The 19,594-nt window shown below is 59.8% G+C and carries 15 protein-coding genes; 9 read left to right on the forward strand and 6 right to left on the reverse strand.

Annotated features, from left to right (window positions below):
* Position 1: 1 nt before the first annotated feature.
* Genes BHD06_RS18520 through BHD06_RS18535 form a run of 4 tightly spaced genes read right to left on the reverse strand, consistent with a single transcriptional unit; the run spans position 2 to position 3,282 of the window.
* On the reverse strand, positions 2 to 721 hold the full coding sequence (locus tag BHD06_RS18520; RefSeq protein WP_176214407.1) for an ABC transporter ATP-binding protein: 720 nt from the start codon (positions 719 to 721) through the stop codon (positions 2 to 4).
* Positions 708 to 1,442, reverse strand: a complete 735-nt coding sequence (locus BHD06_RS18525) for an ABC transporter ATP-binding protein (RefSeq protein WP_217805693.1) — start codon at positions 1,440 to 1,442, stop codon at positions 708 to 710. Before BHD06_RS18525 ends, BHD06_RS18520 begins: the two co-directional genes overlap by 14 nt.
* Complete coding sequence (locus BHD06_RS18530; protein WP_080458460.1) at positions 1,439 to 2,383, reverse strand: branched-chain amino acid ABC transporter permease; 945 nt, start codon at positions 2,381 to 2,383, stop codon at positions 1,439 to 1,441. The genes BHD06_RS18525 and BHD06_RS18530 overlap by 4 nt, the downstream gene beginning before the upstream one ends.
* Entirely contained in the window at positions 2,380 to 3,282 is a 903-nt protein-coding gene (locus tag BHD06_RS18535; protein WP_080458461.1) for a branched-chain amino acid ABC transporter permease, read from the reverse strand. Before BHD06_RS18535 ends, BHD06_RS18530 begins: the two co-directional genes overlap by 4 nt.
* Before the next feature lie 203 nt (positions 3,283 to 3,485).
* Between BHD06_RS18535 and BHD06_RS18540 the strand changes: the two genes are divergently transcribed.
* Together BHD06_RS18540 and BHD06_RS24830 are read left to right on the forward strand one after the other, a co-directional pair.
* Positions 3,486 to 4,823 (forward strand): amidase, encoded by a 1,338-nt coding sequence (locus tag BHD06_RS18540; protein WP_080458462.1) that lies wholly within the window; start codon positions 3,486 to 3,488, stop codon positions 4,821 to 4,823.
* 21 nt (positions 4,824 to 4,844) lie between these two features.
* Positions 4,845 to 5,099, forward strand: coding sequence for a bifunctional hydroxymethylpyrimidine kinase/phosphomethylpyrimidine kinase (locus BHD06_RS24830; protein ID WP_376764867.1), 255 nt, complete (start codon positions 4,845 to 4,847; stop codon positions 5,097 to 5,099).
* Between the two features lie 121 nt (positions 5,100 to 5,220).
* Here the strand turns inward: BHD06_RS24830 and BHD06_RS18550 are convergent, their stop codons facing one another.
* Complete coding sequence (locus tag BHD06_RS18550) at positions 5,221 to 6,825, reverse strand: hypothetical protein (RefSeq protein ID WP_080458464.1); 1,605 nt, start codon at positions 6,823 to 6,825, stop codon at positions 5,221 to 5,223.
* 949 nt (positions 6,826 to 7,774) lie between these two features.
* Positions 7,775 to 8,473 carry a helix-turn-helix domain-containing protein gene (locus BHD06_RS18555; RefSeq protein ID WP_080458498.1) on the reverse strand — a complete coding sequence of 233 codons (699 nt, stop codon included), beginning with the start codon at positions 8,471 to 8,473 and terminating at the stop codon, positions 7,775 to 7,777.
* A gap of 258 nt (positions 8,474 to 8,731) precedes the next feature.
* On the opposite strand from BHD06_RS18555, the gene BHD06_RS18560 reads away from it, so the two are divergent.
* From BHD06_RS18560 to BHD06_RS18590, 7 genes are read left to right on the forward strand one after another with little or no spacing between them, the layout of a single operon-like run.
* Positions 8,732 to 11,452: an MFS transporter gene (locus BHD06_RS18560; protein ID WP_080458465.1), complete on the forward strand. Its 2,721-nt coding sequence runs from the start codon at positions 8,732 to 8,734 to the stop codon at positions 11,450 to 11,452.
* Between the two features lie 15 nt (positions 11,453 to 11,467).
* Positions 11,468 to 15,214 (forward strand): nitrate reductase subunit alpha, encoded by a 3,747-nt coding sequence (locus BHD06_RS18565; RefSeq protein ID WP_080458466.1) that lies wholly within the window; start codon positions 11,468 to 11,470, stop codon positions 15,212 to 15,214.
* Entirely contained in the window at positions 15,211 to 16,737 is a 1,527-nt protein-coding gene (narH, locus tag BHD06_RS18570; RefSeq protein ID WP_080458467.1) for a nitrate reductase subunit beta, read from the forward strand. Before BHD06_RS18565 ends, narH begins: the two co-directional genes overlap by 4 nt.
* Positions 16,738 to 16,739: 2 nt before the next feature.
* Entirely contained in the window at positions 16,740 to 17,438 is a 699-nt protein-coding gene (gene narJ, locus BHD06_RS18575) for a nitrate reductase molybdenum cofactor assembly chaperone (RefSeq protein WP_080458499.1), read from the forward strand.
* A 1-nt stretch (position 17,439) separates the two neighbouring features.
* Complete coding sequence (gene narI / locus BHD06_RS18580; RefSeq protein ID WP_080458468.1) at positions 17,440 to 18,225, forward strand: respiratory nitrate reductase subunit gamma; 786 nt, start codon at positions 17,440 to 17,442, stop codon at positions 18,223 to 18,225.
* Positions 18,226 to 18,230: 5 nt separating this feature from the next.
* A complete protein-coding gene (locus BHD06_RS18585) occupies positions 18,231 to 19,025 on the forward strand; it encodes a peptidylprolyl isomerase (protein ID WP_080458469.1) in 795 nt (264 codons plus the stop codon).
* A gap of 22 nt (positions 19,026 to 19,047) precedes the next feature.
* Positions 19,048 to 19,593 (forward strand): hemerythrin domain-containing protein, encoded by a 546-nt coding sequence (locus BHD06_RS18590; RefSeq protein ID WP_080458470.1) that lies wholly within the window; start codon positions 19,048 to 19,050, stop codon positions 19,591 to 19,593.
* Position 19,594 lies beyond the last annotated feature (1 nt).

Here is a 19,594-nt window from a genome sequence, read left to right on the forward strand (position 1 = left end):
TCTAAAACAGCCAATCCGAAATGGCGTCACGATATTCGTCGTCGAACTTCTGCTTGCTGCCTTCGAGCTTGTTCGCGCCCAATTCGAGAACATAGATGTAATCGGCGACATTTGTGCCCGCGATCACATTTTGATCGACCATCAGGATGGTGCGATTTTCATCCACGACGAGGCCGCGCAGATGCTCATAGATCTGGGTGGCGCGCTTGGGGTCCAGCCCCACGGTCGGTTCGTCGATCAGCAGTAGATCCGGATCGCTCATCAGCGCCAATTCAAGCTGCATCAGGCGTTGTTGACCGCCAGACATCTGGCCTGCGCGACGGTTGCGGAACTCGTGCAGATAGGTGGCGCGCTGAAACGTGCGTTCAATCGCTTCCCTGGCGCGGGCCTTTTGGTGGCGGAAGGCCCACGTGGCCATTTCAACGTTTTCCTGTACGGTCATGTCGGGGAAGATGGCGTGTTTCTGCGGCACATATGCGATACCAAGATTGATCAGATCCCGGGTATTCATCATAGTCATGTCGGTCTCGCCATAGCGAATCTCGCCGGTATGGGGTCGCAGCTGTCCGATGATGGCCTTGAGCAGGGTGGATTTACCGACCCCATTCGCACCGATGATCGTGGTGAGCATGCCTTCGCGCGCGGTTACGTCGAGTCCGCGCAGAATATCTATGTCGCGGCTATATCCCGCGTGCAGGTTTGCGACCTCAAGCTGAGCCATGGTGATCTCCAAGGTAGGCATCCAGTACAGCGGGACTGTTGCGGGTTTCTTCTGGCGTCCCGTCGCAGATGATGTCGCCGTAGCTCAGCGTCACAACCCGCTCGCAAAGATCGAAAATGGACCCCATGTCGTGGCTGATCAGGATGATCGTTGTACCAGCAGCATTCCATTTGCGGATTCGATCGTGCATGAATCGCTTCAGCTCGGGGTGGACGCCGCCAAATGGTTCGTCCAGAAGCACGATTTTGGGGGATAGCATCATGATGCGGGCAAATTCCAGCAATTTGCCCTGCCCGCCCGACAGACTGGACGCACGTTCATCGCGCAGCCGGTCCAGCTTCAAATCGCGCAACAGCCCTTCGGCGCGGTCCTGGGCTTCGGCGCGCGCGGCCTTTCCATCAGACAACCCCGCGACCAACATATTCTCGATAACAGTAAGACGCTTGAAAATCTTGGTTATCTGAAACGAGCGGCCAATGCCGATCCGTGCCAGTTTGTGCGGTGCATGACCAAGAATTGCGCGCCCCTGATAGGCAATGGTGCCCGCATCCGCTTTGTAATAGCCGCTGACAATATTCAGCAAGGTCGTCTTTCCGGACCCGTTGGGGCCGATCAAACCCAAAAGCTCGCCTTCTTCGACAGTCATGTCGACAGCCTTCAAAGCTGTAAGTCCGCCGAAGCGTTTCACGAGCCCGTTGATTTCCAGAAGTTGGTGCCTCACTCGTCGCGTCCCTTCGTCAGCAGCCGTTTCGCCAAAGCGTCAAAGATAATGCCAAAAATCCCGTTCGGAGCTGCGCGCAGGATAAGCAGTGTGAGCAGACCAAAGACCACCAGCCGCCATTCTCCGAGTTCTCGCAGGGCCTCCAGCAGAACCTGAAGCCCCACCCCACCAAGCGCAGCAAAGATAACGTTATGGAACCCGCCGACCACCGCCATTGCAAGAACCAGCCCCATTTCCTGCAGCGACATCATCGACGGTGTGATCAACTGCACGAAATGCGCCTGAAGCCCTCCCGCCAAGCCAGCAAAGGCGCTTGAAATGGCAAAAGCCATGATTTTCCAAAGCGTGACATTCACACCAAGGCTGGCCGCCCCGTCCTCATCTTCGCGTATGGACTGAAAGAACAAGCCGACGCGCGACTGCAGCAGCCACGTCATCAGCGCCAGACAGGCTAGGGTGATCATCAGGAAGAGGAAATAATACTCGACCCGCGTACCGTTTTCGAGCAGCGGTACGACCTGAAGCCCGCGCGAGCCTTCAGTAAGATTGTACTCGGCGGTTGCCGTAATTCGCAGAATCTCGGCAAATGCGATGGTCGTCAGACCGAGATATGCGCCGTGCAGTTGCAGGGTCAGCCACCCGATGGCAAAACCGATCGCCGCAGCGATCATCACGCCCAGCAGCAAGCCAAAGACCGGCGGCAAACCGATATACTGCACGCTCAACGCAGAGACGTAGCCGCCAAGCCCTGCCATCGCGGTCTGGGCAAAGCTGATCCGTCCTACATAGCCAACCAACAACGCCCAGCTCGCCGCAAGGATTGCGTAGTAGAAGCCGATCGTGACCGTGTAGATCCAGTAGTCACCAAGGACAAAAGGGAGGATCAGGAAGCCGGCAAGAAGAAGACCCGAACCAGTGACGCGCAGCATTGTAAGGCTCATGCCCGACGCTCCTTTGTTCCCAGAAGTCCCTGCGGACGCAACAGCAGGATCGCGACCAACAATACGAGGCCGTAAGCATCTTTGTAGGCCAGGGCACGGCTTGGATCAGGGATCAGGATGGTGCCGAAACTCTCGACCTGCCCAAGAATAAGCGCGCCAATGATCGCACCGGGGATAGACCCGAGCCCGCCAAGCACCACGATCACATAGGCCTTGATGACGGGTATGATACCCATCGCAGGTACCACGTTGAAAACCGGCCCCATCAATGCCCCCGCCGTGCCTGCGAGAGCCGCACCAAGGGCAAAGGCCAACATACCCACCTGGGTCACGCTTACGCCAAAGATCGCGGCAGCTTCTCGATTCTGGCTGACTGCGCGCACTGCGCGCCCGGCCCATGTGTAGCGCAATCCGCACAGCAGCAGCGCAATAAGCACCACCGCCACGCCCGCTGCCGCCAGCCTGTCGCCACTGACGATCAGCTCGCCCAGTTCCACACCGCCGCGGAACAGCGGTTCAGGCCGGCGCGGCCACGGGCCAAACAGGCTGTTTGCGAGGTTAAGCAACAGGATTGAAAGGGCGAAGGTGATCATGATCGAATATTCTTCTGGTCTGTCGGCCCGCCCGTCATAAACGGGTCTTATCAACAACCATTCGACCAACGCCCCCATTGCTGCAAGCGCAACCGTCGCAAACAGAATGCCGAATATGGGTGGCATGCCAAGCGCCGAAACTGCCAGAAAATAGGCGTAGCCCCCAAGCATGTAGAGTTCGCCATGCGCAAAGTTGACGACCCGCAAGACGCCAAAGATGATCGCAAGTCCTAATGCCGCAAGCGCGTAGAAGGCGCTGACGATGAAGCCGTTCAATGCCTGTTCAAGTATGGCCACCATGCTCATTCTGAAATCCGCTCCCTGCACATTTGCCGCACAACATGGACTAACTTCGGAACGGCGGCCAACCTGAAAGATAACATGGGGTGACGCTTTGTGTCGCTTTTTAATAGTCAGCCAGGTTCAGGCGCCGGAGTGATTATCCGATGCTGTGGCGCAGTGCATCGCGCTAAGCTTGGCCAGCTTACGGGTCTATAGGGGTGCACGGAATGACCAGCGATTATTTTCTCGATTGGGGGACTGAGGACCTCTCTGACGGTATACGTGACAGACGGCTGACAAGCGCTGCCCTCGTTTCAGCGTCACTGGCCAAAATCGAGGCGACCAATGGCAAGTTGCATGCCTTTGTAACGGTCTTTTCCGACAGCGCGATGGAGCGCGCCGCGGAGCTTGACGCCGAGACCGCCGTCGGGTCATCGCGCGGGCCGTTACACGGGCTGCCTGTGGCCATCAAGGACCTTGCCGACATCCGGGATCGAGTCACGGGGTTTGGCTCGCGCTGCTATTCTGACACGCCCGCGCGCGCAACCGCACCTTTCGTCAAGGCGCTGGACGACGCCGGAGCGATCATCATAGGCCAGACCCATATGGTCGAATTCGCCTTTGGCAGCTGGGGCACGAATTATGCGATGGGCACGCCCGTCAACCCGGCAGGGCCGGGTCACTTGGCGCCCGGTGGGTCATCCAGCGGCTCGGCCGTCGCAGTGGCATCAGGGATGGTGCCACTCGCCATCGGCTCCGACACCGGCGGGTCGGTTCGCATCCCGGCCGGGCTTTGTGGTGTCGCGGGAATGAAACCAAGCCACGGGCTGACCTCACTCGAAGGGGTTGCTCCGCTCAGCGCCGGCTTGGACACGATCGGGCCGCTGGCCAAGGACGTGGCCGGTCTGAAGTTTCTCCTCGACGCCATCACCACCGACCGAAAGGCACCTGCCGCTTCTGCTCCGCAGCGTCGGCCCCGGCGTATCTTTCGTCTTGCCGCGGGCGATCTGGAACCAGTGCATGCCGACATCCTCGATCGTTACGACGCATATCTGGCCGAGGTATCCACCACTTTGGGACAGGCGCAGACCTTAATCCTGCCGCTGCCGTTGGCCGAATATCAGAGCCGCTGCGGCGACCTCATGGCGCACGATTCCTACGCCTTGCTCCACGGTCTGATCGACGATCCGGAGACGGCACTTGATCCTTGTGTACGCCGCCGCATCGCTGTGGGTCGGAGCATAAGTGACAGGCAGCAACAGCAAAAATGGCAGACCCGACAAAAGGATATTGCCGAATTCCTCAACCGTTTCGGTCCCGATGACCTGCTTATCCTGCCCACCACACCAGAGCCTACGCGGCCGGTGGCCGAAATCGATGAGACGCAATTGCCCATGTCGCGCTTTACCCGACTAGCCAATTATCTTGATCTTGCAGCGACGAGCCTGCCCCTGTGGCAGGTGAACGGCCTGCCTGTCGGGGCGCAATTCGTTATGCGCAAGGGTAATGACAACCGTCTCTTAGCGATTTTGTCTGATGTGGCGCGTGATTGCCGCGCCGCCTGAGGTGGCTGTCCCGCAACGCTGATCGAACCCGGATGCGCGCGTGATAGCGGAAAAACCCATAGTGCATTCAGACAAAACCGCGGCCAAGGTCGGAGTCAAATGATGCCTGCGGCGTTTGTGGTGGAGCAGATCAAAGCGGCCCTGGCTAAGGACACCCCCTCCGCGATCAAAATCGGAATGCTGGGATCTGACGCGGTTGCAAGCGCGGTCGCCGAAACGCTCTCGGAACTCTCGCTACCCCTCTCTACAAAATACTACGATATAGGGACTTTTTAGGTTCTCATAGCGATTGGATGGGCATAAGCTGTGCGCGAATTTTATCTCGAACGAGCGAACATAAGTTAACTTTCCAATTTCAACTCCTAAAGACCAGATCCAAAACAGTCACTGGTTTCGACTAAAGACATCCTAAAGGATAAGCCTGAGTGGCCTGACGCATCAGGGACGGATCGAGACGCATGCCAGACATCAGAGCCAAGTGCATAGCTTCATAGGCTTGCCCCTGACGAGGGTTGAGGTCGTAGCCGTTGGCAATGGCTGTCTCAGAGGCTGTCCGTGCTTGCTGGCGACGGGTCTCGACTTCCTTGTCGAACTGAGCACGTCCTTTGGTGTTGGATGCCTCGGGCCGACTGGCTTCCAGATAGCTGTTCAGACGGGACAGGAACCGGGACTCGATGGTCTTCAGACGCTCACTGCCCGGATACTTCTGGTTCAGGACCTGATCGGTCTCCACGGACTGACGACGTGCGGTCAGCTCCTTGCCTGAGAAGGCCCCCAGGATTTCAGCGTTGAACCGGACGTTCTCGAACAGGTTCTTGCCTGGACTGGTCTTGAGCCCAAGCATCTTGCGAAGCATCTTGAGCACCCCCGAAACCACCTGAACCAGGGGATTACGGACACGGGTGGCTTGACCAAGTTCGATCAGGTTCTGGTTCGACAAACTCCAGGAAATGAACTCGGATATTTTCTGTGCAGGGCTCATGTTCGGATTTGAGAGATCTGCCCGCAGCGTCTCCATCGCTTTCCGGATGTTGTCTCTCTGGGTATCAGGTTTGATTTTCAGGAACTCTGCCTCCAGTGCTTCCAGCCGTTGCACGGCTTCCCGCACTGGCTGAGGAGCAGCTTCGGGGTTGTCGAAATAGTCCACGGTTGCCTTGAATGTGGAGGCATGCAGGGACTCATGAAGCACAGTCTCGGGCGAGAAGTTGGTCAGGAACATGACCTGGGATCCGACGAAGGTCTGACCTTCTTCGATCTTGTCATCCCCAAGGTACTTATACTCTGTCTCTTTCAGACGGTTCAGCTCTTCTACCGGTCCAACGAACACCTTGATGTTGTCCAAACCACCCATACCACCACCTTGACGAACCAGGTTCATCAGGCGGATCTGCTCGGGAGAAGCCCCGTTCTCTTTCGTGACCATGAGCATCAGGGCATTACCCGGCATCGACTTCACGTTATCATAGCCCTCGACTGGGAGACCCAACTCGCTCATCGTGTCCTGAGCGTTCTTGTTGGGTGTCTGGATCGTGGGTCGTTTGGTTTTGGTTTCCTTCTCTGCCTGGATCCGGTCATAGGCTTCTCTTGCCCGAGACGAGATCAGATCAGCCATGTCATTGAGGTTGGTCACTGGCTCAGAAGCCTCAGCAGCCTCAGCAGTGCCCTTGTGCTCGTGGGAGGCGCCAGCACCCGCCATGTGGTCAATCCTACTGGGAACGCTTGCCATGGCTTCCTTGCGGGCTTTGATGATGTCTGCCTTGCTCTCCAACTGGGCAGAGATACGATCAAGCTCTTCCTCAATTAACTGACCCTTCTCAAGAGCCAGAATACCTTCGATCTCCTTGATGGCTGCATCAGACAGCTCACTCAGATCCAGGGAACTCAGCATCTGCTTGTAGCCCTTGGAAATGGAGTCGAACGCATTGTCCTGCATCCAGCCGTTGAACACCTGCTCGTTGATGTGCTCGGAGGCTAGGCGACGCAAACTTTTGGGGCTGCACATATGTATAATTCAAATTGCTAGATTTTCATCTGGTTAAAACTGGTTCACATAAATTGACCCAAATTTCGAATCCCTTCCTCTCCGCCACTATCCATTGATTTTATTGATTTAAACTGGCCTATTGAATAAGCGCCCCACATAAAGCCTCACGTGGAAAAAACGCTTAAGGGTGTTTTGCTTTTTATCTTTCAAACTGCCCGGAAGAAAAAATGACTATCGCCGCCGGTTCCAGTTTGTCACCTTCTGAAGTCTAACACGCCCCCGGTCTCCCCTCTTGGCGGTTGAGGTTAGCGTTACTTATTCTCGCCATCCCTCAAGGCGCGCGGTGCGGACAATGACCTGCCTGAACGCGCTTATCACTGAAAAATTGCCCGCGACGATGTAACGTCGCGGGCTATACTTCCTCAAATTGGCATGGCGCTTACACATACGCTTGGGACGCACGCACCTCAAAGGTAAATCCCCCACACTGCACTAAGACTGACAATCAAAACACTTGATAACATATTAAATATAAATGAATTAACATATTCCGTCTTTGATATATGTCATGGCGAAAGAATAAGTTTCATGCACAGGCTCAGCCGAAACCAGCCTAGTCGCCGATGTCATACATCAGCATTCGCCATGCAGCGTTTGCGGTACAGCTTCTCCGAAATCAGCGCATCCAACTCCTTTTGCTCTTCAATTAAAGAAATTCGGTTTTAACCTGCGACATATCCAACAGCGAGAAAGTAGCTCCAACATTCGTCCGGCGTGAACATCCGGCAGATATCGCCGAGCGCGTTGATGGCAAGTGCCAGGTTGACGAGTCGGATCTCGCGATCCGTAAGCAGCCCGCAATCGGCCGTAACCGCGCCGAGTGTGGCCTAGGCCTGCCAGATATCGGGGTATTGCCCTGCCAAATCTCCGGCGGTGCCGGACATCTGCTTGGACATGTTCGTCGCCTTCACGTCTTGGGGTCATCTATAAGGGGATTCGGCCGCGCGAAGCGTTTGAGCTTGTCCGGCTCCGCAATGCCCACGCGCATTGCTGTGGCGACAACGCCATGCGGTTGCAATCCCTTGAAGGCCCGACTCAGATGCTCGGGCGTCATGCCAAGTACCGAGGCGAGGCGACGTTTCTCGAACCCGAGTTCAAATTCGGCCTGACCGCCCGCACGTGCCTGCGCGCGCAGAAGGTAATTCGCGAGACGTTCAGATGATGTGCGCAGCTTGAGGTTCTTCTGCGCCTTGACTACCGAGCGATAGCATAGCGCAAGTTCGGTCACGATGGCGCGGGCAAAGTCACTGTCGGCGTCGAATATGCGACGGATCTCGGCGCTCGGAATGAGCGCGATGCGGCTTTTCTCCAGGGTGCGCGCCGACATCAGATAGGGCTGGTCGCGGATCGTGGCGGCGAGGATGAAGGTCGAGACGGGTCGCACGGTGGCCAAGCTTGTTTCCCGGTCGTTCCACGCCGAGAACAGATCGACCGAACCGGAAATGAGGACATGCAGGAAATCGCTCGGGTCTCCTTCGGTGATCAGATCGACCAGCGGCGGAAAGGTTTGCACGAAGGCACCGCGCATGAGCGTCTGGAAATGCTCCACCGCCATGGCATCGAACAGATGCAGCTTTCGAATCTCCTCGTGGACGGAATCAGGCATCCATGTTTCTTTCCGGCCTTTGGCCATTCCGTTTATCGCAGATGAAATTGACAAATATCAATATTGGAGTTGATTTTTGCACTCCGTCAATTTGACGAGGTCTTCATTCGCGATTGATAAATCATAATAACCCATTCATTTCAAATACATTTTCACATTCCATATGATGCAGATCAATTCCTTCGATCCGCGGGTCGCGATAGGCTTGTCCAAGGTTTCCTATGGGAGGCCCACGCCAATCTTTCCGGAGATCAAGCCATGCAGACCGTTGCCACAGCCTCACCCGCCGAACAGACGCGCGCTTTGGTCCTGAGCACCATCGCCTTCACTGCCTGCTTCGCCGTGTGGACGATCTTTTCCATCATCGGCGTGTCGATCAAGGCCGAACTCGGCCTGAATGACACGCAGTTCGGCCTGCTGGTTGCAACGCCCATTCTGACAGGGTCCATCTCCCGCCTGTTTCTCGGGGTATGGACGGAAAAGTATGGCGGGCGACTGGTCTTTCCCGTGCAGATGCTTCTGACAGCCCTCGCGACCTGGGCGCTGACGCTGGCGGATACCTATGTGATGTATCTGGTTACGGCGCTTGGCATCGGTCTGGCGGGCGGCTCGTTCATCATCGGTGTCGCCTATGTCAGCCGGTGGTATGACGCGGGCCATCAGGGCACCGCCCTGGGCATTTTCGGCGCAGGCAACGTCGGGGCTGCGGTGACCAAGTTCGTCGCGCCCTTTGTCCTGGTCGCCTATGGCTGGCACGGGGTTGCACATGCCTGGGCGGCGGTGCTGGCGATCATCGCCGTTCTGTTCTTCCTGCTGGCCAAGGACGATCCCGAACTGGTGGCGCGACGCAAATCCGGGGCAAAGGCCCCCTCGCTCGCGGAGCAATTCGCGCCGCTTAGGAATCTGCAGGTCTGGCGCTTCTCGCTCTACTATTTCTTTGTCTTCGGGGCCTTCGTGGCACTGGCGCTCTGGATGCCGCATTACCTGATCGACGTCTACGGCATCGACGTCAAGACGGCGGGCATGGCCGCAGCCTCGTTCAGCCTGTCGGCCTCGCTCTTCCGGGCCTATGGCGGGCATCTCAGCGACAAGTTCGGGGCGCGTCAGGTCATGTACTGGACCTTCGGCTTCTCGCTGATCTTTCTGTTCATGCTGTCTTATCCGCCGACCGAGTATGTCATTGTCGGCAGGGATGGCCCGATTGCCTTCTCGACCGAAATGGGGCTCTGGCCATTCGTCATCGTCCTCTTTGGCCTGGGCTTCTTCATGAGCCTTGGCAAGGCGGCGGTGTTCAAGCACATCCCCGTGTATTACCCGAGCCATGTCGGTGCGGTCGGCGGTCTTGTCGGCATGATCGGCGGCCTTGGCGGCTTTGTTCTGCCGATCATCTTCGGGGCCGCGCTCGATCTGACGGGAATCTACACCTCCTGCTTCGTGATCCTCTTCGGCCTGGTGGCCGTCTCGCTCGGCTGGATGCACATGTCGGTCCGCGCGATGGAGCGCAAGGCGCGCGGTGCCGAACTCGATCAGCTTCCGGCCCTGCCCGAGATGCAGGAGATCCACGTCCCCGGCAAGACCGACATGCCCAAGGTTCTGGAGGACTGGCATCCCGAGGCCCCGGCATTCTGGGAGGAAAAGGGACGCCGGATCGCCAGGCGCAACCTCTGGATCTCGATCCCCGCGCTACTGCTCGCCTTCTCGGTCTGGATGGTGTGGTCGGTGGTCGTGGCACGCCTGCCCGCCATCGGGTTCGATTTCACACCGGGTCAGTTGTTCTGGCTGGCGGCGCTGCCGGGGCTTTCGGGGGCGACGCTGCGCATCTTCTACAGCTTCATGATCCCGATCTTTGGCGGGCGGCTTTGGACGACGCTTTCGACCGCATCGCTGCTCCTGCCCGCGCTTGGGATCGGATACGCGGTGCAGAACCCGGACACCCCCTATTTCATTTTCCTGACGCTCGCGCTGCTCTGTGGCTTCGGCGGCGGTAACTTTGCCTCCTCCATGGCCAATATCGGCTATTTCTTCCCCAAGGCCGAAAAAGGCAATGCGCTGGCGCTGAATGCGGGGCTGGGCAATCTCGGCGTCTCGGTCATGCAGTTCCTAGTGCCCATCGTCATCACGGCGGGTGTGTTCGGGGCCTTGGGCGGACAGCCGCAGACCATGTCCGATGGCGGCCAGATGTGGATGCAGAACGCGGGCTTTGTCTGGGTTCCCTTCATCCTCGCGGCCACCATCGCGGCCTGGCTGGGCATGAACGACATCGCCGATGCGCGCGCCAGCTTTGCCGATCAGGCGGTGATCTTCTCGCGCAAGCATAACTGGCTGATGTGTGTCCTCTATACCGGCACCTTCGGCAGCTTCATCGGCTACTCAGCAGGCTTTCCGCTGCTGACCAAGCTGGCCTTTCCCGAGGTCAACGCGCTCAACTACGTGTTCCTCGGGCCACTGGTGGGGGCGCTGAGCCGCGCCGCGACCGGCTGGATCAGCGACCGGTTCGGTGGCGGGCGGGTGACCTTCTGGACCTTCGCCGCCATGATCGTGGCCACCTTCGGCGTGATCTTCTTTCTCGGAATTGGCTCCTTCATCGGGTTCTTCGCCTGCTTCATGGCGCTGTTCCTGCTGACCGGCATCGGCAATGCGTCGACCTTCCAGATGATCCCGGTGATCATGGGCCGCGAGGTGCCGCGTCTCATGCCGCAACTGGGGCAGGAGGAGTGCACGCGGCAGATCGCCATGGAATCGGGCGCGATCACCGCCTTTACCTCGGCCATCGCAGCCTATGGTGCCTTTTTCATCCCCAAGGCCTACGGCACCTCCATCGCGATGACAGGAACGGCCGTGGGGGCGCTATGGGGCTTTCTGGTCTTCTACGCGATTTGCGTGGCGATCACCTGGGCCGTCTACACCCGCCAGGGTGGCCTGCTTCACGACATCGAACTCGCACGCGCGCCGCGCGGCTCTACCCAACCCGCCGAGTAACGAAAGGAAAGCCAGATGAGCCATCTGCTCGATAAACTGAACTTCTTCCAGAGCAAGAAACTGGAGCAATTCTCGGACGGTTGGGGCCAGACCACGTCCGAGAACCGCGACTGGGAGGACACCTATCGCAACCGCTGGCGGCACGACAAGGTGGTGCGCTCGACCCACGGGGTGAACTGCACCGGCTCGTGTTCTTGGAAGATCTACGTGAAATCCGGGATCGTCACCTGGGAGACGCAGCAGACCGATTATCCGCGCACCCGCGCGGGCATGCCCAACCACGAGCCGCGCGGGTGCGCGCGGGGGGCGTCTTATAGCTGGTATCTCTATTCCGCCAACCGGGTAAAAAACCCGCTCATCCGCGGTGCGCTGATGCGCGCGTGGCGCCAGATGCGCGCCAAGATGACGCCGGTGGCCGCCTGGGCCGCGATCCAGACCGATCCTGCCCTGCGCGCCTCGATCACCACGACGCGCGGCAAGGGTGGCTTCGTGCGCGCCACCTGGGACGAGGCGACCGAAATCGTCGCCGCCGCAAATGCCTACACTGCCAAGACCTACGGCCCCGACCGGGTGTTCGGCTTCTCGCCCATCCCGGCCATGTCGATGGTCAGCTACGCGGCAGGCACGCGCTACCTGAGCCTGATGGGCGGCACCTGCATGTCGTTCTATGACTGGTATTGCGACCTGCCCCCCGCCAGCCCGCAGACATGGGGCGAACAGACCGACGTGCCGGAATCGGCTGACTGGTACAATGCGGGCTTCCTGATGCTCTGGGGCTCGAACGTGCCTCAGACCCGCACGCCCGACGCCCATTTCTACACCGAAGTGCGCTATCGCGGCACCAAGTCGGCGGTGGTCAGCCCCGACTATTCCGAGGCCGCCAAGTTCGGTGATATCTGGCTAAACCCGCAGGCGGGGACCGACGCGGCGCTGGCGATGGCCATGGGCCACGTGATTCTGCGCGAATACCATCTTGACCGGCAGGCGGAGTATTTCGAGGACTATGCCCGCAAATACACGGACATGCCGATGCTGGTGCGGCTCGATGAAAAGGACGGCCACATCGTGCCCGGTCGGATGCTGCGCGCCGAGGATTTCGACGGCAAGCTGGGCGAAACGAACAACCCCGATTGGAAGACCGTCGCCTATGACGAGGCAAGCGGCCAAGTCGTAGCCCCCAACGGCTCCATCGGGTTCCGCTGGGGTGAGGAAGGCAAGTGGAATCTTGAGGAACGAGCCAAGGGAGCAGAAGTAAACCTGCGCCTGAGCCAGATCCTCGACGGGGATCACGACGAGGTGGTGGGCGTCGATTTTCCCTATTTCGGCGGTGTCGCCACCGGCGATTTCGTCAAATGCGACCACCCCGATGTGCTGACCCGCAACATCCCCGCGCGCCGAGTCACCCTGGCCGATGGGCAAGAGGTTCTCGTTGCGACGGTGTTCGATCTGTTCTGCGCCAATTACGGGCTTGACCGGGGCCTTGGCGGTGACTGGGTGTCCGCCGATTTCAACGACGACAGCCCCTACACCCCCGCATGGGCCGAAAAGATCACCGGCGTGGCCGCCGAAAAGATCATCGCCGTGGCCCGCGAATTCGCGGGCAATGCCGAGAAAACGCATGGCAAGTCCATGGTCATCCTCGGGGCCGGTCTGAACCACTGGTATCACATGGACATGAACTATCGCGGCATCATCAACATGTTGGTGATGTGCGGCTGCATCGGGCAGGAGGGTGGCGGCTGGTCGCATTACGTGGGCCAGGAGAAACTCCGCCCGCAGACCGGCTGGCAACCGCTGGCCTTCGCGCTCGACTGGAACCGCCCACCGCGGCACATGAATTCCACGTCCTGCTGGTATGCCCATACCGATCAGTGGCGCTACGAGACGCTGCGCGCAGGCGAAATCCTGTCGCCCACGGCTCCCGAGGGCGATTGGGACATTTCGCTGATCGACTACAATATCCGCGCCGAACGCATGGGCTGGCTGCCCTCGGCCCCACAACTCAAGACCAACCCTCTGGAGGTGTCGAAAGCGGCCAAGGCGGCGGGCAAGGACATCAAGAACTATGTCGCCGAACAGCTCAAATCCGGCGATCTGCAAATGTCCTGCGAAGACCCCGACGCGCCCGAGAACTGGCCGCGCAACCTGTTCGTGTGGCGCTCCAATCTGCTCGGCTCCTCGGGCAAGGGGCACGAATATTTCCTCAAGCACCTTCTGGGCACCGATCATGGCGTCATGGGCAAGGATCTGGGCGAGGAAGGGCAGGCCATGCCGAAAGAGGCCGTCTGGCATGACGAGGCGCCCAAGGGCAAGCTTGACCTGCTGGTCTGCATCGACTTCCGCATGTCCACCACCGCCGTTTATTCCGACATCGTCCTGCCGACGGCGAGTTGGTACGAGAAAGACGACATGAACACGTCCGACATGCACCCGTTCATCCACCCGCTTCAGGCAGCGGTGGACCCGGCCTATGAGAGCAAATCCGACTGGGAAATCTTCAAGACGATTGCCAAGAAGTTCAGCGAGGTCGCGCCCGAAGTTCTGGGAGTGGAAACCGACATCGTGCAGCTTCCGCTTCTGCACGACACGCCGGGCGAGTTGGCGCAGGCGCATGTCAAGGACTGGAAGACGGGCGAATGCGACCTGATCCCGGGCAAGACCGCACCCAACTATATCGCCGTGGAGCGGGATTATCCCAACCTCTACAAGAAGTTCACCTCCATAGGCCCGCTCATGGAAAAGCTTGGCAATGGCGGTAAGGGGATCAACTGGAACACCGATGTTGAGGTGCAAGCCTTGCGCGACCTCAACGGCGAGGTGCTGGACGAGGGTGTGTCCAAGGGGCAGCCGAAGCTTGAGACAGCCATCGACGCCTGCGAGATGATCCTGATGCTTGCACCGGAAACCAACGGCAATGTCGCGGTCAAGGCGTGGGAAGAGCTGGAGAAACCCACCGGGCGGCACCATGCGCATCTGGCCGAGGGCGAGCATCACAACAAGATTCGCTTTCGCGATATCGCCGCACAGCCGCGCAAGATCATTTCCTCGCCCACATGGTCGGGTATCGAGAGCGACAAGGTCAGCTACAACGCGGGCTATACCAATGTGCACGAGCTGATCCCGTGGCGCACCCTCACGGGGCGACAACAGCTCTATCAGGATCACCTGTGGATGCGCGCCTTTGGCGAGGGGTTCGTGGCCTATCGCCCGCCGGTCGACCTCAAGACCATCACCAAGGCCGTAAACAATGACGCCGCCGAGGGCAGCCCGCACGTCGTGCTCAACTTCATCACGCCGCACCAGAAATGGGGCATCCACAGCACCTATACCGACAACCTCTTGATGCTGACGCTGAACCGGGGCGGTCCGGTCGTGTGGATGTCCGAGGTGGACGCGCAAAAGGCCGGGTTGGTCGATAACGATTGGGTCGAGGCCTACAACATCAACGGCGCGCTGACCGCGCGGGTGGTGGTGAGCCAGCGGATCAAGCAGGGCACACTGTTCATGTATCACGCGCAAGAAAAGATCGTGAACACGCCCGGATCGGAAAAGACCGGCCATCGCGGTGGTATTCACAACTCGGTCACCCGTACCACGCTCAAGCCCACGCATATGATCGGCGGCTACGCGCAGCTTTCCTACGGGTTCAACTACTACGGCACCGTTGGCAGCAACCGCGACGAGTTCGTGATCGTGCGCAAGATGAAAAAGATCGACTGGCTGGATCAGCCCGCAACCGGAAAAGTGGAGGCAGCGGAATGAGAGTTCGTGCGCAAATCGGCAAGGTCCTGAATCTTGATAAATGCATCGGGTGTCACACCTGCTCGGTCACATGCAAGAACGTGTGGACGACCCGCGAAGGCGTTGAATACGCTTGGTTCAACAATGTCGAGACCAAGCCCGGCACCGGCTATCCGACCGATTGGGAGAACCAGAAACGCTGGAACGGGGGCTGGGTGCGTTCGGCATCCGGCAAGCTGCACCCCAAGCAGGGGGCCAAGTGGCGGATTCTGGCGAATATCTTTGCCAACCCCTCGATGCCCGAGATCGACGACTATTACGAGCCGTTCGACTTCGACTATGACCACCTGAAATCCGCGCCCGACATGGATCATTTCCCGACCGCGCGCCCGCGTTCTGCGATCACCGGCGAGCGGATGGAAAAGATCGAAAAGGGCCCCAACTGGGAGGAAATCCTCGGCGGCGAGTTCTCCAAGCGGTCGCAGGACTACAACTTCGAGAATGTGCAGAAGGAGATCTACGGAGAGTACGAAAACACCTTCATGATGTATCTGCCGCGCCTGTGCGAGCATTGCCTGAACCCGACCTGCTCGGCGTCGTGCCCCTCGGGCGCGATCTACAAGCGCGAGGAGGACGGCATCGTCCTGATCGACCAGGAAAAGTGCCGGGGCTGGCGGATGTGCATCTCGGGCTGCCCCTACAAGAAGATCTACTACAACTGGGAGAGCGGTAAATCCGAGAAATGCACCTTTTGCTATCCGCGCATCGAGAGCGGCCAGCCGACCGTGTGTTCGGAGACCTGCGTCGGTCGCATCCGTTATCTGGGCGTGATCCTATATGATGCCGACAAGATCGAGGAAGCGGCCAGCGCCGAACGCGAGACCGATCTTTATGGTGCACAGATGGATGTGTTCCTCGACCCCAACGATCCGGAGGTGATCGCCGCTGCACGCCGCGACGGCATTCCCGAGGACTGGATCGAGGCGGCGAAGGTCAGCCCGGTCTGGAAGATGGCGATGGATTGGAAGGTGGCCTTCCCGCTGCACCCGGAATACCGCACCCTGCCGATGGTCTGGTATATCCCGCCGCTGTCGCCGATTCAGAACGCCGCGCAGGCGGGGCAGATCGCGATGAGCGACCAGATGCCCGACGTGCGCTCCTTGCGCATCCCGGTGAAATACCTCGCCAACATGCTGACGGCGGGCGATGAGGAGCCGATTGTGCACGCGCTCGAACGCATGTCTGCCATGCGGCTTTACATGCGCGCGCTGAGCGTGGACGGCGTGCGCGACGAGGCCATCGCCGCCCGCGTCGGCATGTCGGGCCGGATGATCGAGGACATGTACAAGATCATGGCTATCGCCGATTACGAGGACCGTTTCGCAATCCCCACGGCGCACCGTGAACAGAACGAAGACGGGGCCGACATTCGCGGCGGCTGCGGCTTTACCGATGGCAATGGCTGTTCTTCCGGCGAAACGGGCAAGACGACGCTCTTTGGCGGGAAGAAGAAGAATTTTGCCCTTCCGACGGAGACATTCTGATGATGGACCGTACATTGAAAGCCCTGTCGCTGCTGCTGAGCTACCCCTCAACAGAGTTGCAGGAGGCAATGCCCGAGATCGCGGCCGTTCTGGCGCGTGACGCGCGCATCGAAGCAAGCCATCGCGCGGCGTTGCAAACGCTTACCGAAAACCTGGCGCAGGGCGATATCTACGCCCTGCAAGAGGGTTATGTGATGCTCTTCGACCGCTCGCGCAGCCTGTCGCTCAACCTCTTCGAGCATGTCCATGGCGAAAGCCGGGATCGGGGTGGCGCGATGGTCAGCCTGATCGAGACCTACCGGGAGGGCGGGGTCGAGCCCGCCACCTCGGAATTGCCCGATCACCTGCCGGTACTTCTGGAGTTCCTCTCCATGCGGCCCTTTGCCGAGGCACAGGACATCCTCGCCGACGCGGCGCATATCCTCGACGCGCTCGGCACGCGACTGGAGCGGCGCGAAAGTGGTTACGCAGACGTTTTCAAGGCGCTATCGCAGCTTTCCGGAACGCAGCCCGACGCCGAGGCATTGACCGAGATGCTGGCGCAGCCCGACGACGACCCGACCGATCTCGAGGCGCTCGATGCGGTCTGGGAGGAAACCGAAGTTACCTTTGGCCCCGACCCGAATGGCGGCTGCCCGCAGGTCCGCGACATGCTGGCGGGCATGGACGCCCCCACCACACCCCTGAACAGGAGCGCATGACATGTTCGGCAATTTCGATATCAATTTCATCATCTTCGGGGTCATGCCCTATATCGCGCTGACGGTGTTCCTCGTGGGTTCCGTCGTGCGCTATGAACGCGATCCCTTCACCTGGAAAAGCTCTTCCAGCCAACTCTTGCGCCGCAAGCAACTGGTCTGGGGGTCCATTCTGTTTCACGTCGGTATTCTGACGGTATTCTTCGGCCATCTGATCGGTCTCTTCACGCCAATCTGGGTACTGGATGCGCTCGGTGTCCCCTATGGTCTGAAACAGTGGATGGCGGTTCTGATCGGCGGCCCGGCGGGCATCGCCGCGCTCATTGGCTCGACCATGCTGTTGCACCGGCGGCTGGTCGATCCGCGCATTCGCGTGACCTCGACCACCCCGGATATCGTCATCATGGGGCTGATCTGGCTTCAGCTTGCCATCGGCCTTCTGACCATCACGCAGACGCTCCAGCACATGGACGGGTCCGAGATGGTCCGCTTCATGACCTGGTCGCAAAGCGTGGTGACGTGGAACGTCAACGCCTGGGTCACGGTGGTGGACGTGCACTGGCTCTACAAGCTGCACATCTTCCTCGGGCTGATCATCACCATCCTGTTCCCATTCACGCGGCTGGTGCATATCTGGTCGGGCTTCGCCGCCCCGGTCCGCTACCTGCTGACGCGCTCGGGTTACCAGATCGTGCGCTCGCGCCGTCGCCGCCCGCTTGAGGAGCGCCGTCATGCGTTCGACAAGCGGCAGGGCGAGAGCAGCCCCGCAACCACGACCCCGGCGGAGTAAGCGCGATGAACGTGGCCCTTTTCCCCGATGTCGTCGTGAACGATGAGACCATCCCCTCGGCGGCGATTGCTGCCGAGGCCCAGAATCACACCGGTCCGCGCGAAAAGCCCGGCATCGCATGGCGCAAGGCCGCGCAGGCGCTGGCGATCCGTGCGCTTCTCTTGCAGGAGGCGCGGCGGCGCGGGCTCGTGCCCGATCCCGTGGAACTGGCCCCCGACCGGTTCGAGACCGAAGAGGAGGCACTGATCCGCGCCCTTCTGGACGAGGCGCTATCCATCGCGCCGGTGACGGAAGAGGCCGTGCGCGCCGAATGGGAAAAGGACCCCGAGCGCTACCGCTCCGCCCCTCTATGGGACGTGTCGCACATCCTGTGCGCCTGCGACCCGCGCGATGACGAAGAGCGTGCATCAGCCGAGAGACGGGCAACGGCGCTGCTGGCCAAACTGGATGGTGAAGCCAAGGGCTTTGCCTCGGCCGCTCGCGAGAGCGATTGCGGATCGAAGAACGCGGGCGGCCATCTGGGGCAGCTTGGCCCCGACGACACCGTGCCCGAATTCGAGGCGGCGCTGCGCCAACTGGATGAGAGTAGCATAAGCCCTGCGCCGGTGCTTTCGCGGCACGGCTGGCACATCATCCGCCTGAACGCCATCGCTCCGGGGCAGGTCCTGCCCTATGATACTGTCCGACCCAAGATCGCGCAGGCACTGGAAAAGACGGCATGGGCACGCGCCTCGCGGGAGTTCGTCGAGACGCTGGCCGCAGGGGCCGCCATCACCGGCGCAAGCCTCGCGCCGATCTGAATCTTTGGGTGGGGTGCGGGTCATGCAACAGTCTGATCAAGCACAGAACGGGGCCGGTCTTGTCCCTCTCGACCCGGGCCTGCCGACCTCGCCGATCGACTACCTGCATGCCGTGCATCTGTGCAAGCGCGAGCTTTGCGCCCTGCTGGAACGGATCGCAGATGGCGACCCCGCCCCCTCGGAAAATGTCGAGGCCGCGACAGCCTTCCTGTCGGATGAATTCCCGATCCACCTCGAGGATGAAGAGCAGGATCTTTTCCCCCTGTTGCGCCTGCGGTGCGAGCGGGACGACGACATCGACCGACTGCTTGACAAGCTGATGGACGACCATCGCCACGCGCATTTCGACGTCACCGGGGTAACAAGAATCCTGCAATCAGCGGCGTCAGGTCTGGGGGCTAAGGATATCACTGACCTGCGCCGGTTTGCAGGGCATGTGAGACGCCATCTTACCCTGGAGAAGGCCGTTCTCATGCCCTTTGCACGGCTTCGCCTGACCGAGGCCGATCTTGAAACGCTCCGTGCCTCCATGAGGCGGCGGCGCGGTCTTGAAACAAATACGGATTGAT

The sequence above is a fragment of the Roseovarius sp. A-2 genome, from assembly GCF_002072155.1.
In the GTDB taxonomy this organism is placed as follows: domain Bacteria; phylum Pseudomonadota; class Alphaproteobacteria; order Rhodobacterales; family Rhodobacteraceae; genus Roseovarius.